This is a genomic window from Bacillus sp. XT-4, from assembly GCF_050864245.1.
Taxonomy (GTDB): Bacteria; Bacillota; Bacilli; order Bacillales; family Bacillaceae; genus Bacillus; species Bacillus altitudinis.
The window spans coordinates 87,484-105,258 of the sequence record NZ_JBPAFI010000005.1; the positions used below are offsets into that span (position 1 = coordinate 87,484).

The 17,775-nt window shown below is 40.9% G+C and carries 11 protein-coding genes and 2 pseudogenes; 4 read left to right on the plus strand and 9 right to left on the minus strand.

Annotation, left to right across the window (positions count from 1 at the left end; genetic code table 11):
- Nucleotides 1-16 precede the first annotated feature (16 nt).
- Nucleotides 17-4,297, plus strand: coding sequence for a multifunctional 2',3'-cyclic-nucleotide 2'-phosphodiesterase/3'-nucleotidase/5'-nucleotidase (locus ACRRMM_RS14455; protein WP_428828824.1), 4,281 nt, complete (start codon nt 17-19; stop codon nt 4,295-4,297).
- 45 nt (nt 4,298-4,342) lie between these two features.
- On the opposite strand, the gene ACRRMM_RS14460 is transcribed toward ACRRMM_RS14455, so the two are convergent.
- The 7 genes and pseudogenes from ACRRMM_RS14460 to ACRRMM_RS14490 form a co-directional block, all read right to left on the minus strand.
- Nucleotides 4,343-4,777 carry a terpene synthase gene (locus ACRRMM_RS14460; RefSeq protein WP_428828823.1) on the minus strand — a complete coding sequence of 145 codons (435 nt, stop codon included), beginning with the start codon at nt 4,775-4,777 and terminating at the stop codon, nt 4,343-4,345.
- Between the two features lie 64 nt (nt 4,778-4,841).
- Nucleotides 4,842-5,558 (minus strand): trehalose operon repressor, encoded by a 717-nt coding sequence (gene treR, locus ACRRMM_RS14465; protein WP_007496585.1) that lies wholly within the window; start codon nt 5,556-5,558, stop codon nt 4,842-4,844.
- Nucleotides 5,559-5,577: 19 nt separating this feature from the next.
- Nucleotides 5,578-7,278 (minus strand): alpha,alpha-phosphotrehalase, encoded by a 1,701-nt coding sequence (treC, locus tag ACRRMM_RS14470; RefSeq protein WP_428828822.1) that lies wholly within the window; start codon nt 7,276-7,278, stop codon nt 5,578-5,580.
- A 15-nt stretch (nt 7,279-7,293) separates the two neighbouring features.
- A complete protein-coding gene (gene treP, locus ACRRMM_RS14475; RefSeq protein ID WP_017358785.1) occupies nt 7,294-8,727 on the minus strand; it encodes a PTS system trehalose-specific EIIBC component in 1,434 nt (477 codons plus the stop codon).
- Between the two features lie 162 nt (nt 8,728-8,889).
- Nucleotides 8,890-9,280, minus strand: a pseudogene (locus ACRRMM_RS14480) (DUF1992 domain-containing protein).
- A gap of 81 nt (nt 9,281-9,361) precedes the next feature.
- The gene (locus ACRRMM_RS14485) at nt 9,362-11,086 is read right to left on the minus strand and encodes a methyl-accepting chemotaxis protein (RefSeq protein ID WP_341002467.1); all 1,725 of its coding nucleotides are present in this window, start codon (nt 11,084-11,086) and stop codon (nt 9,362-9,364) included.
- A gap of 31 nt (nt 11,087-11,117) precedes the next feature.
- On the minus strand, nt 11,118-12,776 hold the full coding sequence (locus ACRRMM_RS14490; protein WP_216943055.1) for a pyridoxal phosphate-dependent decarboxylase family protein: 1,659 nt from the start codon (nt 12,774-12,776) through the stop codon (nt 11,118-11,120).
- A 578-nt stretch (nt 12,777-13,354) separates the two neighbouring features.
- Here ACRRMM_RS14490 and ACRRMM_RS14495 point away from each other — a divergent pair.
- Nucleotides 13,355-15,337, plus strand: coding sequence for an LTA synthase family protein (locus ACRRMM_RS14495; RefSeq protein ID WP_008341764.1), 1,983 nt, complete (start codon nt 13,355-13,357; stop codon nt 15,335-15,337).
- 102 nt (nt 15,338-15,439) lie between these two features.
- Entirely contained in the window at nt 15,440-16,027 is a 588-nt protein-coding gene (locus ACRRMM_RS14500) for a YjgB family protein (protein WP_268358981.1), read from the plus strand.
- A gap of 42 nt (nt 16,028-16,069) precedes the next feature.
- Here the strand turns inward: ACRRMM_RS14500 and ACRRMM_RS14505 are convergent, their stop codons facing one another.
- Together ACRRMM_RS14505 and ACRRMM_RS14510 are read right to left on the minus strand one after the other, a co-directional pair.
- Entirely contained in the window at nt 16,070-16,573 is a 504-nt protein-coding gene (locus tag ACRRMM_RS14505; protein WP_007496570.1) for a DoxX family protein, read from the minus strand.
- A gap of 366 nt (nt 16,574-16,939) precedes the next feature.
- Nucleotides 16,940-17,407, minus strand: coding sequence for a DUF4944 domain-containing protein (locus tag ACRRMM_RS14510; RefSeq protein WP_008341766.1), 468 nt, complete (start codon nt 17,405-17,407; stop codon nt 16,940-16,942).
- An 80-nt stretch (nt 17,408-17,487) separates the two neighbouring features.
- Between ACRRMM_RS14510 and ACRRMM_RS14515 the strand changes: the two are divergent.
- Nucleotides 17,488-17,766, plus strand: a pseudogene (locus ACRRMM_RS14515) (DUF817 family protein); the annotation flags it as partial.
- Between the last annotated feature and the right edge of the window lie 9 nt (nt 17,767-17,775).

Below are 17,775 nucleotides of genomic sequence, written 5' to 3' on the forward strand. Positions count from 1 at the left end.
GAAAGGCGGAGATCAGGTGAAGAAGCAAGCACATAGGTCTAAACGAAGGAAAAACCTGTCTATTCTGCTCACTTCCATTATGTTGATTAGTCTCATTCTCCCAGCAGTACCTACTCATGCAGAAACAGAAAGCGGCAGTGCCGTAAAGGTCAGTATCTTAGCCACAACGGATGTTCATGCGAACATGATGAATTATGATTACTACAGTGACAAAGAAACAAATGAATTCGGTTTGGCAAAAACAGCCGAGCTGATTGACAAGCACCGTTCACAAAATCCCAATACACTCCTTGTTGATAACGGAGACCTGATTCAAGGAACCCCTCTTGGAGAATACGTTTATAAAAATGAAAAAGACAGCATCATCAATCAAACAAAGGTTCACCCCATTATTCATACACTCAACAAATTAAAATATGATGCAGGTACACTCGGCAATCATGAATTTAACTACGGTTTATCTTTTCTTGACGGTACCATTGCGGGCGCCAACTTCCCGATTGTCAATGCGAACGTCAAAAAGTTAAACGGAGAACACCGATTTACTCCTTATGTCATTCAGGATAAAACCTTTAAAGATGCAAACGGAGCCTCCCAAACTGTGAAAGTCGGTTACATAGGATTCGTACCACCACAAATTATGACGTGGGATAAGAAACATTTAGATGGACAAGTTCAAGTGCAAGATATTGTGGAGTCTGCCAATGAAACCATTCCAGAAATGAAAGCAAAAGGCGCAGATGTCATCGTCGCTCTTGCTCATACAGGAATTGAAAAAACAGCTTCACCTAAAGGATCAGAAAATATGATCTTTGACCTTGCCACGAAAACAAAAGGCATTGATGCGATTGTGTCTGGCCACCAGCATGGCACATTCCCAAGCGCTGAATATAGCGGCGTCGACAAATTTGATGTCGCAAAGGGAACCATTAATGGCATTCCTGTCGTCATGTCAAAAAACTGGGGAAGCTACCTCGGAGTCATTGATTTAACACTAGAGCCAGACGGCAGCAACTGGAAAGTCACAGACGGAACAGGCAAAATCGAATCCGTTGCCGGGGTGACATCTCAAAACAGTACAGTGAAAAATGCCATTCAAACAACTCACCAAAACACCCTAGATTACGTCAGAAAGCCAGTTGGAAAAACAGAAGCAGACATTAACAGCTTTTTCGCTCAAGTAATGGATGACCCTTCTATTCAAATCGTGACAGATGCCCAGAAATGGTATGCACAAGAAAAAATGAAAGATACTTCGTACAAAAACTTGCCGATTCTCTCTGCGGGTGCGCCATTTAAAGCCGGCGGACGCAACGGTGTGAACTATTATACAAATATCGCAAAAGGTGATTTAGCGATTAAAAACATCGGCGATCTCTATCTTTACGATAACACCGTACAGATTGTAAAACTAAAGGGCAGTGAAGTAAAAGACTGGCTTGAAATGTCTGCAGGTCAGTTTAACCAAATCAAACCAAATACTTCAAATGAACAGCCTATTTTAAACGAAGAATACCGCTCATATAATTTTGATGTGATCGATGGTGTGACGTACCAAGTAGATGTCACACAGCCTACTAAATACAGCACAACGGGCACACTTATTAACGCTAGTGCGAACCGCATCAAAAACTTGTCTTACAACGGAAAACCCGTTTCTGACAATCAAGAATTTTTAGTCGTGACAAACAACTACCGTGCATCTGGCGGCGGAGGCTTCCCGCACCTCACACAAGATAAAGTCGTGCTTGCCTCAGCAGATGAGAACCGCCAAGTGCTGATGGATTATATTATTGAACAAAAAACCATTAACCCAAGCGCAGATCAAAACTGGTCCATTGCACCAGTAAAAGGCGCAACAGTCACCTTTGAATCTTCTCTACTTGCAAAACCGTTCGCAGAGAAATCAAGCAGCGTCGACTTTATTCGAAATGCCAGCACAGACGGACTTGGCGTGTACAAGCTAGCGTTTAAAGATGATGGTACAACAGAACCACCTGCAACAGACAATTGGCATTTAACGGTGATGCATACAAACGATACACATGCCCATCTGGATGATGCAGCAAGACGCGCAACCAAGATCAAAGAAGTTCGCGCCCAAAGTGAAAACAATATTTTATTAGACGCTGGAGATGTCTTCTCTGGTGATCTCTATTTCACAAAATGGCAAGGACTTGCCGATCTGAAACTGATGAACTTAATGAAATACGATGCCATGACGTTTGGGAATCATGAATTTGACAAAGGTCCATCTGTCCTTCGTCAATTCCTGACAGGTGATGCATCCAGCGTAGATGCTAAAAACCGTCACCAGTTTGAAAAACCGAACTTCCCGATCGTGTCATCAAACGTGAATGTCTCTAAGGAAAAACAGTTAAGCGATTTAGTGAAAAAACCAGCAACATTTAAAGCTGGTGAGAAAAAAGAAGCTGGCATTTACCCTTACATTCTACTTGACGTAAATGGTGAAAAGGTCGCTGTATTCGGTCTAACCACTGAAGACACAGCCATTACATCCAGCAGTGGTCCCAACATTCAATTTCAAGATGCATACAAAAAAGCAAAAGAAACAGTCAAAACCATTCAAACTGAGGAAAAAATCAATAAAATTATTGCGCTCACACATATTGGCTATAACCGTGATCTAGAACTGGCTCAAAAAGTAGATGGCATTGATCTCATCATTGGTGGTCACACCCACACCCTTGTTGAAAAATTAAAGGTCATCAATAAAAAAGAACCAACGATTGTTGCGCAAGTAAAAGACTACGGACAATTTTTAGGAAAAGTAGACGTGGCCTTTGACAAAAAAGGCGTCGTACAGCCAAAAGAATCTTCTTTTGACCTCATCACGATCGACGACTCTGTGAAAGAAGATGCGGACGCAAAAGCGATTCTTGATCAGTACAAGGCAGATATCCAAGATTTAAAAACCGAAAAAGTCGGGACGTCAGATGTCTTTTTAGATGGACAACGTGAACACGTCCGTGCAAAGGAAACGAACCTTGGAAACTTTATTGCAGATGGCATGTTAAAGAAAGCACAAGAATCTGCTGGGGCTGACCTTGCCATTACAAACGGTGGCGGTATTCGAGGCAGCATTGAAAAAGGAGATATCACATTAGGGGATATTTTAACGGTGATGCCTTTTGGAAACACACTATATGTCGCAGATTTAAAAGGCAGTCAAATTAAAAAAGCGCTTGAACAAGGTCTTTCAGGCATTGAAGAAGGCGGAGGCGCATTCCCTCATGTAGCTGGCATTGAATATACGTTTACACTGAGTAAACCGGCTGGCAGCAGACTGATTGATGTCAAATTGAAAGATCAAAATGGCAATCTGACTGACATTGATGATCAGAAAACATACCGCGTGGCGACTAATGCATTTGTCGGCACAGGCGGTGATGGCTACAGCGTCTTTACAGAAGCGTCTCATGGTGAAGACTTAGGCTATGTTGACTATGAAATTTTCAAAGAGCAAATTGAACAGGCAGACGGTCATATTTCTCCAGTCATCGACCATCGAGTGAAAGAAGTATTCCTTCCTCGCTTGAAAGGAAAAGGCGCCTATGACATTCAAGATGATGAGAAATTCCAAACGTATGTGCAGCATACGAACAAAGCATTGCTCTATTTAGACAAAGCAACCGAAGCGAAAAAGGTTCAATTGTCTCTATCAAAAGGGCAAGTAGCTGAACTGAAGAAACGAGAGCACGATCCAAACGTCACCATCTATCATGACAAAGTCGGTCTAGCATTACCGCTCTCCAATTTGTCAGAGCAACAAGCAGATATATCAATGGCAAAAACAAATAAGGTGAAAAACGCATTAACCGACACTTACGATTTCCAAATCAAACAAGATCAGAAAAATGTGTCTACCTTTAAAGATCCCGTCACACTGTTCTTTACATTAGATGCGCCTGAAAAAGCGAAAAAACCAGGTGTCTATTATGTCGATCGTGAGAAAAACCGCTATGCCAAAACAAGTAACGGTTCATTCGTAAACGGGATTGTCTCAGGTAAAACGGAGCACTTTAGTGAATACACCGTACTCAATCAAAGTGAAGCGGCTGGAACAGCTCCAGACCAAACTGGCGGAGACGGTGGAACTTCTGCTCCAGGCGGTTCTGATCCAAATCAGGATGGAAGCGGCTTACCAGGCGGCACACTGCCGAATACCGCAACGATGATGTATACAGCGGTATTAATTGGCTTGCTCATGCTTGCCTCAGGCGGTATCCTTTATTACTACCAGCGCAAGCGCACACGAGACAAAGTATCATCTTAATAGAAAAGGACAGAGCATTGGCTCTGTCCTTTTTCCATCTCACTATCAATCTTGGGATAAATACATCCAATGACGGTCATCAAATTCTTTCACATCCTCTGACCCTATATGACGCAGCATTCTATTAAAGAACGTGATATCATCTTCATCATCAACGGCATATAAATCCTTTTGAACATATTCTCTCGTAATGAAATTCGTTAAGTTCGTGTTATTCACAAATTCAGCAAAGTAGGATTTCACAAGGGTTAAATCTTCTTCATTTAATGTTTCATCACTGATAATTGAAATATGAAACACATTCAAAATCGCTTGAATGTCTTCTTCATCCATATCACATAATGGCTCTAATTTTCTATCTTCTTCCGTAAACGGTTTTCGTGTGTCTTCAATGATGACATAACATAAAATCCTGTGATCTTTCATCACGCTAAAAATTTCTAAATCTCGTAATTTGAGTGGTCTATTCAGTCTGATCATTTGTCCTCCTAGAATGTTGCTCTTGTTTCCCTAAAACCTGAAATAGACAGAGCCTCGGCCCTGTCTACTTCTCTCTTCTAGCAAAATCCACGAATCTGAAACGATCTAGCCGGTGGCGGCTTTCGGTGTATTGGAATAGACTCGTATCCTCCAAGAACACATAATTTTTCACCACCACCACATGATCAAACCCGTTCAAATCGAGATACCTTTCATCCTCTTCTGTACATGGCTCGACCACAAATTCCTTTTGTGCGTAGCTAATCGAAACCCCAAGTTCTCCTTCAATATACTCGTAGATCGATCCTTCACAAATGTCCTTAGACAAGACCTGCACATGTTTTTGCAAAAAGTAATCTTTGTCTAAAATGACTTCTTCTCCGCTAATATTGCGAGAGCGAATGACTTCCCAAACGTCCTCCTGCCCACTGATTTTCAGCTGAGACTGAATATACTGATCTGGCTTGATTAAACCGAACTCATGAACCGTTGTTACCGTCTTGCGTCCAAGCGTTTGGGAAAGCTCTTTAAAGCTGACAAGACCCGAAACTGGGAACTGCATTTTCTCTCGGTTCAGCAATACTGAGCCTTTCCCACGAATTTTTTGGATATAGCCATTTTGCACAAGGATGTTTAATGCCTTTCTCACCGTCTCACGGGATGTGTCATACATGACAGACAGCTCATGTTCTGATGGGAGGATGCCTTTATCCTGCCATTCACCTTGTTCAATTCGTCTTGCGAGCTGATCATAGATCACTCGAAACTTATTCTCTTTCATTTTCCTTCCGCCCCATTTACTAGCGTTTGGTTAAATGATAAACGATTGACTCATATGGACGCAACGTAAATCCCTTGATATCTGCCGGCACATCCTCATAATTGGACAGCAGAACTTGCCCTTCCATTTCATTGACATCCTTTGCAAGCTCATCTGGAAGAGTAAAGTCCGTCTCGCCTGCATAAAAATGGTTGATCACGAGAATCTTCTCATCTTTGCCTTCTCGGACATACGCAAACACCTTTGGATCATCTGCCAGCAGTAAAGTAAAGCTCCCATAGGTGATTACATCAAGTTCCTTACGAAGCCTGCAAAGGGCTTGATAATGATAAAAAATCGACGTCTCATCTTTTAAGGCAGCTTCTACTGAAATGCCGTTTTGAGCTGGTTCAATCCAAGACGTACCTTTTGAGAACCCCACATTTTTTTCCGACGTCCATTGCATAGGTGTCCTTGCGTTATCTCTTGATTTGACCTGTAAAATCGCCAAAGCTTCTTCCTTTGTTTTCCCTTTTTCAAGCATGACTTCGTACATATTGAGTGATTCGATATCGCGGTATGACGAAATATCCTCAAAGCGAGGATTCTTCATCCCAATTTCTTCACCTTGATAAATATAAGGAGTGCCTTGCATCAAATGAATGGTGGTCGCCAGCATCTTCGCTGATTGCTGATGGTACGTGCCATCATCACCGTATCTAGACACGATGCGTGGCTGGTCATGGTTGCACCAAAAGAGTGCGTTCCAGCCGCCACCCTCATGCATTTTCATCTGCCATTCTGACAGAATGGATTTCAACTCTAGAAAATCAAATGGCGCAATGGCCCACTTTTCACCGTTAGGATAGTCGACTTTTAAATGATGAAAATTAAACGTCATATCCAGCTCCTGCCGATCAGGTCTTGTATACCGAATGCAGTCTGCGATATTCGTTGAAGACATTTCCCCTACGGTCATGCTATCGTATTTCGAAAACACTTCCTGGTTCATTTCATGCAAAAATTCATGAATTCTCGGCCCATCTGTATAGTACATACGTCCATCACCTTGCACTGATTGCCCGGCATCATCTAAAAAGCGTTGATCCTTTGAAATGTTATTGATGACATCCAGTCTGAATCCATCGATCCCTTTTTCAAACCAAAAGTGCATGATGTCATATACTTTCCTGCGCACTTCATCATGTTCCCAATTGAGGTCTGCCTGGGTAACATCATATAAATGAAGATAATAGTCACCTGTCGCTTCATCTAATTCCCACGCTGGCCCGCCAAACTTTGACTGCCAATCATTCGGAGGAGAGCCGTCCGCTTTCGGCTCCTTCCAAATATAATAGTCTCGATACGGGTTCTCCTTGGACTCTCGGGAGGCTTGAAACCACTCATGGAAAATCGACGTATGGTTCACGGCTAGATCCATGATGACACGAATCCCTCGTTCATGTGCTTCTTTCAGCATGTGCTCAAAATCGGCCATTGTGCCGTACATGTCATGTATTTTTGTATAATCACTAATATCATAACCGTTGTCATGCTGTGGTGACTCATACATAGGGGTCAGCCAAATACAATCCGCCCCTAGCTCTTTGATATAGTCGAGCTTTTTCGTCACGCCATTGATATCACCTGTACCAGAGCCTGTTGTGTCTAAAAAGCTCTTCGGATAGATTTGATAGACCACGGCTTTTTTCCACCACGGTTCGTTTGTTTGTTGATTCAATTTCCTTCACCACCACTAGTTAAGTTCTTGTGATACATCCTTCTTTTTAAGTTTTGCATATAAAAGGGTACCAATGAATGGGACGATCAGCACAATCACCATTCCGATGGCAAATGCCCCCCAATATTTCGGAATGATCGAGAAGATTCCTGGAATGCCTCCAACGCCGACTGAACTTGCCAGTACCCCTTGTGAGGCAATAAACATACCAGCTATCCCTGAACTGATCAGGGCAAAAATAAACGGGAATCTATAGCGCAAGTTCACCCCAAACATCGCCGGTTCAGTAATGCCCAAGTAAGCAGAAATACTTGATGTCAGCGAGAGCCCTTTTTGCTTTTCATCTTTTAAGACAAACATCATCGCAAGTGCCGCTGATCCTTGAGCAATATTAGACAAGGCGAGCATTGGCCATAGGAACGTGCCGTGCAGTTTTGAGTTAATCAGCTGAATATCGACTGCTAGGAACGTATGATGCATCCCTGTAATGACTAACGCTGCATACAATCCGCCATATAAAAGACCGCCAAGTGCTGCGAATTGCTGGAATACGGTGACGAGTCCAGATGTTAAAACGTTTCCGATCGCAAATGTAACGGGACCAATGACGATAAATGATAAAAATCCAATGAGTAATAATGTAATTGGTGCAACAACTAACAGCTGAATACTTTCAGGTGTCCGTTTTGTTATAAATAATTCGAGCTTTGCGAGTAAATAGGAGGCGACGAGTATCGGAAGAACCTGCCCTTGGTAACCTACCTTTTGTACTTCAAGTCCAAACAAATTCCAAACAGGAATGTCACCTGTCTTTTCCGCCGCTCCATACCCCCACGCATTCAACAGATCTGGATGTACAAGCATCAGTCCAAGGACCATCCCTAAAAGTGGATTACCTCCAAACCGCTTGACAGCCGACCAGCCGATTAATGCTGGCAAAAAGGTAAAGGCAGTACCTGCAATCAAGTTGATCATATTTGCTAAATCCGCCCATGCCGGATACACATCCACAATGGATTTTTGATCAAAGAAAATATCAGGAGCTGTTAAAATATTATTAATCCCCATCAATAAACCGGCTGTCACGATAGCTGGAAGGATTGGAATGAAGATATCTGCAAGCGTTTTCACCGCACGCTGTAAAGGATTTAATTTCTGATCAGAGGCACGCTTGACGTCCTCTTTTGTCGCTTCGCCGATTCCCGTCTGTTTGACCATTTCGGCATAAACCCGATTCACCACTCCTTGACCAATGACCACTTGGTATTGGCCATTCGCTGAGAAAGATCCCTTCACTTCATCAATTTGTTCTAGTGCTTTCTCATCCACCTTACCTTCATCTTTTAGCACAAAACGAAGTCTTGTCACACAATGTGTGGCTTGATCAATGTTTTCTTTGCCGCCAATGGCTTTTACAATCTGATCTGCCGCTGCCTGATAATCAGCCATGCTATCCCCTCCGAGATCGTTTTTTTATAAGAAAAAAGAATCAAAACTTGTATATACATGTTCACCTCATATTTTATATTTGTATATACATGTAGTCAATAAGAAAATGTAGCGCTTTCATAAAAAAAGCTCCCTCAATGTGCTCAGAGAGGCAGCGTGTCATCATCTTTTTTTATGCTCCGTTAGTTTTTCGTAGACCCTATTCTTATAAAAGGAGGAGGCTGGACGAGCAAACGTTTGGCGCTTGGATGTGAGTTCATCGAGGCGTTTCTGTTTTTCCTCACATATGAGAGAGAGTTTTTTTCTTTCTTCTCCATCTATACTCGTTTTCAGTAATTCTTTGACCGTCATTAGTTCTTTTTTCAAAGCGGTTTCTTCCCCGGCAAAGCCTGCATTTTTCATGATTCGATAGCCCATCCTCAGCTCTTCAGGTACATGAGCAGCATCATCCTTTGGCAGAGGTTTCCCAAAGCCTGATAGTCTTTCAAAAGCTCCATGGTCCATCGCCTGCCTTTTTGATCCGTTCTTCTGACAATCTCTGCGCAAAATCCATGACACGTCTCCTTTCAGATCGTCTGATATTTGGTTAAGCATAGCAAAAAAGCTGACTCTCTCACAAGAGCCAGCTTTCTCGTTATTTTTTGTCGATTTTAAAAGTAGATACCATTTGTGCCAAGTCCTCTGACATGTCAGAGAGCTGTTCAATCGCACTTGAAATTTGCTGCATGCCAGCACTTTGCTGTTCTGTTGCTGCCGCTACTTCTTGAGAGCTTGCCGCATGTTCTTCTGACACGACCGAAATTTGTTCAATCGATGTAGAAATTGTTTGATATGCTCGTTCTACCTGCTGAATAGATTGAAGCAAATTGTTCGTTCTGCTTGCAAATTGAGACACTCCATCATAAATACCAGCGAAGTTCTGCGAGGTGCCTTTCATTTGCTCCCGGCCTTCTTCCACCGCTTTACTGCTTTCCTCCACGCTTTCAAGGACACGCTGACTATTTTCCTGTGTGCCAATGACTAAGTCTGAGACCGTTTTAGCTGCATCAGCTGACTGTTCAGCTAACTTACGGACTTCATCAGCCACAACAGCAAATCCTTTTCCTTCTTCTCCTACACGTGCTGCTTCAATAGAAGCATTCAGTGCAAGCAGATTCGTTTGCGCTGAAATGTCCGTAATAATGGAGATGACACTTTCAATTTCTGTTGAATGTGATTGCAATTCTTCTGCCGCTTGCTTGGAGCTTGTCATCATGTCGTGTAACATGTTGAGATGTTCAAGCACATGCTGCACCAATTTTTGACCAGATTCTGACTGCTCTTGTACTTTTGATGAAACAGATTTCATTTCATCCACTTCTTTTGTCACGCCTTCGATTTGAGTATCGATTTCCGCAACAGATGTTGTGCAGTCTGTAATGTTTGCAACTGAATCATTGATTCCTTCACTCATATTCGTCATCGCTTCTGACACTTGTTGTGCACTTTGACTAGATTCCGTTGTCACTGTGCGAAGCTGTGAAGACATTTTCGACACTTCACTTGATGAGTTTGAGATCTGTCCAATAAGCTCTTTGATCCGTCCCTGCATTTTCTGGAAGGAAGCCGCTAATTGACCGATCTCATCTTTACTTTGAACTTCTACCATGCCAGTTAAATCACCATCTGCAATTCGATCCGCTGATTCCATTAATGAGCGTGCTGGTTTTGCAATTCTTCTTCCCATGAAGAATGAGAAGAGTAATCCGCCGATGAGCACAATCGCAGATGCTACTGTGATATAAATTGTCAGCTTTTTCGTTGTTGCTGGAACAACAGAGGCATCTAAGTCAATTCCTAAAATCCCCGTGAGTTCACCGCCTGAATCTTTAATTGGTAAAAAGACGGATTTATGAGTCCCATACGAATCAACGTAAATGTCACTTTTGACCATTTTATCTTCAGAAAGAGCTTGTTTCATTTCATCTGAAAAGACATAATCTTGATCAAAATCATTGTCTTGCCCTGTTAGTACGATGATTCTTTCTTTGCCGCCCTTATTTGATAACACGTATAAGTTCTCAAGCGTATGATCTTTTTGTAGTTCTGTGAATTTCTTTTTGATCTCCACATAAATGGGATCATCCTTCCCGCTAATGCTAAGGACATTTCCATCAATATTATCGATTTCTTTTTTCGCTGTATCAATATCTGTTGTTAATCGATAATCAAATTGCTTTAATAATTGGGAAGATAAATCCTGGCTAACTAAATAAAATGTTAGAACGAATAATGCAACGGTTGCGAGTAATGTTACGACAACGACTGACATGATTTTGGAGGATATCGTAAGTCCTCCAAACTTCCTTTGTTTCGCCATTTTTTTCTACATCTCCACTCTCAATTTTAATTTAAGCCTCTACACTTTCAAATTGTCCACAAACAGATGCAATGACATCTTTTAAATAAGATACGATATGAGGGATATGCTCCGGTAACGTATAAGGTGAAATCACAAAAAATTTACTCACACTTAGATAGAATTCTTGACCTTCTTTGGCATTGACTTGTAAAAACTTCGTTGTATCACCAAAGAACATTTCGTCTCTTTTCTCTCCAAGCTTTTCAAAGAGGATTTTGTTCAAATCATTGTTGCGCTCAATTTCCATAGCAGTTGCTTCTCCAGATATTTCTTCCTTAAAACGAGGAGAGCCGTCTAGGTAAATTCTAAACAATGTAGCCATTCCGACATTGTCATCATTGACGACTTCTGCTTGTGGAATTTCCTGACGAAGTGCTTCTCTAAATGCAAGGTTCACCTCTAAAAATTGACCGAGCAAGCGCTGGTATCCTTCAACTCCAAACGTTAGCAGCACACTTAGCATGCTGATGGAGCTTCCCATTCTTGAGCATTCCAGTGTATAACCCGTATGGTATTCGCCGTATCCTCTATGTCCAACATATGGTGTCTCTTGTTCTTCCAGATCTAAACGCTTTAAGTCAGCAGCGTTTTTCACTAAGAATAAACTAGATGTGTATGGTGTTTGTCCGAGTTTTTGAAAGTCAAAACACATCGTGTCAGCAAGAGAAAGATGCTGGAATTTCGCTTTGATTTCTTTTAGCATACGAAGAACACCGTCTGAGAATTGCAGCGGGTTTTCAGATACATCATACTCATTAAAGAAAGCAAAGAATCCACCAAGCGCCGAATCTGCATGAATATGCGGCACCTTGAGACCATACTTCTCAGCAATGGCTTCTGCCGTTTCACGCACCCCTTTTACATCATCAATTGCAATGGCATCTGTTGTTCCGGTTGTTGCCACAATATAAACGGGAATTCCGCCATTTTGTGCAACACGTTCCATTTGACAACGCAAATCTTCCATATCCATCGAATGATCTTTATTCGTCTTAATTCTGATTAAGTTGTCTGTGCCAATCCCTGTTGCTTCCATTGACTTAAATAAGCTGTAATGTGCTGCATCAGAACAAAACGCATAAAGATTTTGCGGGACGCCTTTTCGTAATGACTCCGGTGCAACTTTCGCAATCGCTAAACGAAGCCCCGAGAAAATAGCCCCTTGACCTCCCCATGTTGTGTAGCCCCCGCTCACATTTGGATCATATCCGATGAGCTTAGACATCATTGAGACCACTCTGACCTCAGCTTCCGCACCTGCTGGTCCATACACATCCCAAAGGTTGTTTCCGTTAACCAGCATAGCCGTCAGCATGCCTAGAATTCCTGGTGTACTTGCCATTGGCAAAATGTTCGTGAAGAAATACTTCGTGTGGTATGGATGATTATGTAAAAGCTTCAGTAATTCTTCATTCACAAGTTCCGCTTGTTGTCCGTTCATCGGAATTTGACTTGTTTCAGTGAGCTTTTTGTAAAAGTCCTCCTCGCGATTCTTTTCACCTTTTAGGTGAGCACGGTTCGGATCCTTCAGGTCATCGACCCCTGAAATGATCTGTTCCATTAATTTAATGAGTTCTTTCCGCTCTTCTGCATTTCCGTCCTCACTCGGAAACCAGTTCTGAACGAGGTTCTGTGCTCGTACAGTCATATACTATCAATCCTTTCAATGGAAGATTTCCTGTCACTGTCTATATCGACCCCATTTCAAAAGTTTATAGTGTCGAACTGTTCACTTAAGTATATTTAGATAATTTGTTCACCCTTCAAAAAGAATAAAACCCTTACAATACACATCAAAACCATTATGTTTGTGAAACAACAATATATATCAATATACTTTCTTGAAGGAATTATTATCCAGACAATTCAGCGGTTTATTCATTCATTTTTTTTACTTAACCTGCATAAACATTAATAAACACTGGAAATACGCCTAAATACACCATTGTAGAAATCAAATTAATTCTTTAGACTTGTGTCTTTTTACCTGTTTTATTGATATAGCAACAGGAAAAATACAGAATTTTCTGTAATTATTAGGATGAATTTCACAAAAAGTTTTTCGGAGATCGAATATTTTCGATGTCTTCCCATTTCTAGCTCGGACAGGTTGCCTTAGGTGCTCACCGGTTATGACTTTTCTATTTGTGCATTTCATGGTATATTCTAATGGTTCGTTTTCTTTCGTTCCGCCTCTTCCGTTTAACGGAGAAAAGGAGTGTTTAAATGAAAACATTTATTCAAAAAAGGGGCCTCGGCTTCTTTGTAATTGCAGCCATCTTGTTATGGCTCAAGACGTATACAGCTTATTTAATCGAATTTAAACTTGGTATATCAAATGTGCTTCAGCATATTTTGCTTTTTGTGAATCCTATTAGCTCCAGCTTGTTCTTTCTTGGCTTTGCTTTATTGTTCAAGAAAAAATGGCAGCCTGCCGCTATCATTGTGATTCACTTTTTCATGTCTTTTTTACTTTACGCAAATATCGTGTACTATCGATTCTTCAATGACTTTATCACGCTGCCTACAGTGATGCAGGCAGGAACGAATGGCGGACAATTAGGTGATAGTGCATTTTCACTCATGCGTTGGACTGATATGTTTTACTTTCTCGATACCATCATCTTGATCGTACTCGCAGTCCGCATGAAAAGACAGCAGCAAACAAGTACAGCGACAGTACCTGTTCAAAAAACAAAATCGTTTAGACTCGTTCTTGTGTCCTCTGTTCTGATTTTTGTTGTCAACTTAATCGCAGCAGAAATTGATCGCCCAGAGCTTTTATCAAGATCGTTCGACCGCAATTATTTAGTCAAATACTTGGGTGCTTATAATTTTACGGTGTTTGATGCCATTCAAAATGTGAAATCAAACAGCCAGCGTGCCCTGGCAAATTCAAGTGACGTAACAGATGTAGAGAATTATCTAAAGGCGAATAGCGCTGATCCAAACCCGGCTTATTACGGGAAAGCGAAAGGCATGAACGTCATTACAATTTCTCTTGAATCACTGCAAAACTTTGTCATTGATTACAAGGTGAATGGAAAAGAGGTCACTCCTTTCCTCAATTCATTAGCCCATGACAACAAAACGTTTTATTTTGATAACTTCTTCCATCAAACAGGACAAGGAAAGACATCTGATGCGGAATTTATGATGGATACGGGGCTTTTCCCATTATCACAAGGCTCTGTGTTTATTAACAAAGCTCAAAACACATATCAGGCACTTCCTGGCATTTTGAAAAAGGACCAATACACGTCCGCAGAATTCCACGGGAATACGAAAACGTTCTGGAACCGAAATGAAATGTTTAAGTCCTTTGGATATGACAGATTTTACGATTCTGAGTACTACGATATGAATGAACAAGATACGAAGAACTATGGATTGAAAGACAAACCGTTCTTCAAAGAATCCATGCCAATGCTTGAAAATCTGAAACAGCCGTTTTATTCAAAATTCATTACGCTGTCAAACCACTTCCCATTTGGTATGGATGAAGGTGATACTGATTTTGAACCTGGCGACTTCGGAGACTCCGTCGTTGATAACTACTTCCAATCTGCTCATTATTTAGATGAAGCCATTGAACAGTTCTTTAATGACTTGAAGACATCTGGTCTCTATGACAATACCGTCGTCATTATGTACGGTGACCATTACGGCATTTCAGAAAACCATAATGAAGCGATGGAAAAAGTGACTGGCGAAAAAATTGGAGACTATGAAAATGCCCAGCTTATGCGTGTGCCGCTCTTTATCCATGTGCCAGGTGTAAAAGGCGGACAGATTCATAAATACTCTGGTGAAGTGGATGTTGCGCCTACCCTTCTCCACCTGCTCGGAGATGATACAAAGAACTATTTAATGTCTGGTTCTGATATCTTATCGAAGAACTTTAAAGAGCTTGTGCCATTTAGAAATGGAGACTTCGTGTCTAAGGACTACACGAAAGTAGGCAACAACTATTACAGCAACAAAACAGGTGAAAAAATCGAGCCGACTGAAAAGGCATCACAAGAAAACGAAACGGTGAAAAAGATGCTAGAGACATCTGATAAGATTGTCACGGAAGATTTACTCCGTTTCTACAAACCTAAAGGCTTTACACCAATTGAGCGAAATGATTATGACTACACAAAGAAAGTACAGGATGAAAAAGATTCCTCTTCCGCCAAAGATGAATCCAGCTCGTCTTCCAAATAACTTTCTCATTTAAGGCCCCAGCCGATCCAAGATCAGCTGGGGCTTTTTACGTTTGATCCGCATGACACCGGGTATAGTTGAAGAAGGAGGGATTGATTAATCATGAAAAAAACAGCAGCTTTTGTTGTGACCGCTTCACTCGCTTCTTCCACCTTATTTGCTTTCAGCCCATCGATTTCAGCGCACGCCATGACCCAAACGCAGGCAGAACAGTCCATTCCTCAAGGGCCGAATGCAGCGCTAAACAGCATCTATCAGCTGGCGCATAAAGGACAAATGCCATACTATGCAGAAGGACTCAAAATAGGGGTTCAAACAAAAAAAGACGTTCGGCATAAACTAGGACAGCCTTATCCAGAAACGGGTCAAAGCGGCTTTGATTTGTATCATGCTGAGATGGGCAACCCTGGATTTGCTTTTCACTATGACAAAAAAGGCAAGATTAACGAAATCCGTTATTTTGGAACAAATGTAGAAAAAGAAACGAATATCGGAGGAATGACTCCTTCCCTATTAAAGAAACATCTTGGACCAGCAGATTCAGTCAGCACCATCCCACAAACAAAAGAGAAGAAATACGTTTATCAGACCGGTGATTATGAGCTCGAATTTATCGTCGGACATGATCCAGATATCAGTCAGCACGAGCTGACTGTGGTGCATATTAACCTCATCAAAGCCAGTTCCTAAATAAAAAGCATCCTGAGTTTTCGCTCAGGATGCTTTCTTTTATTAAGATGCCACTTCTAAATGCGGCTTTCTTTTCAGTTTTCGCTTAAGGACTGGACCTGCTACATAATCAAGGCCAAGTTTTCCGGCATTTCCTTTCGCTGCCATAATGAAGACGGCGATCAGAAGAAGAAGCGGGTTAACAGAAACGGTTCCAGCTAGTAAGAAAGAGACATTCATCACGCTTCCAAAAAAGGCTGCTGTTGTTGTGAACAATCCAACAATTAGTCCTAGACCAACTAAGATTTCTCCCCACATGACCATGGCACTGAAGAGTCCGGCATTTGGCAACGCGACATTTTCTAAAAACCAGACATAGAACGGATAAACAAGATGTCCATCTTTCACAACAGGTTCAGCTATGGCAAATTGCAAATATCCTGATGCATCGAATCCGCCTGTTAGTTTTCCAATACCAGATGTCAGCCAAGTCCATCCGATATAAAGTCTTGCTGCCAAAAGGATAACCGCTGCCCATACATTCGTTTGTAAGAATTTTGTAAACATGATGATGCCTCCTTTTAAATTATGTGAAATATTTCACATTTTCTTTATGATCTTATTATACTACTTAATATACATTTGTGATCCTTTTCACATATATATTCACAAATTGTTCATGAATATCTAGTCGAGGTAAACTTTTCTCTCGTTATCACCGTCTCAGTAATTCAGACAGTGAAAAGGGGTTACATTTTGTATGAAAACATTATTGCAGAGGCTGGGATCTGATCTGGATTGAAGATGATGAGGTAACTAATGAGACTTTTGAAGTCATTGCGCATTGGCTGTTGGTATCAATAATTAAATAGTTGCTAAGGAAAAGCAGGCTGACTGGAGCCTGCTTTTTTGTCTTTGATAACAAAGATCTTATTAATTAAGATTTACTATGTTTTTTTCTTTTATTTTTATATTAGATGACTTTTCAGAATCTTGATTTTTCCACTCTATTTCTATTTCTAATTTGTGTCCTTTTATTTTTTCTTCTGGTATGAAATCAAATGTTGTTATATGATCTGGAGCATTTTCAGATTTATCTGTGGCATATTCCGCCAAGTCATAGTTCTCATTTTCTTCATATACTTTTCCATCTATTTTTAGTTTTAATGTTTTAATTTTTATTTCTTTTTCTATATTTTTGTTTCCTTTCCAATAAAGTTCCAAATAATAGTTTGGGCCTATACTTGTCTTGTCACTTCTCGTTAGTTCTGCTTTCCAATACTGATCTTTACTTTCACCCATGAATTTTGGGTAATTGTTTTTCGCATAAATTATTACGCATGTTGCGGTAATAAATAGAATGAATATGGTTGATAGAAGAATGACTTTTTTAATTTTCATATTTTTCTCCTTAAATTTAATCAAAATAAATACAAATATACCAAAGTTATATTTAAAATATAAGGGTGAATGAGATTTTTTTGCTCCTAATTGTTGAATATCCAAAAACAGCCGTTTCCTTTCAGGTCGGTTCATCGACCTTTCGCATGCCGCTTGTTATCTCGTTTTTGCTGATTGGCTTTTTTATTTGGGTGGCCGAAAATGTCACGACCTTTTTAGGAGCATGGCAATATCCAAATCAGCAGCATGCTTGGTCTCTCGTCCATCTTGGTAAAATCAGTTCATGGTTTTTACTTGTTGTCATCAGCATTGTACTGGTGATCGAACAGCGAAAACAAAAAAACGTTCAGCCCATTTGATCTGGCTGA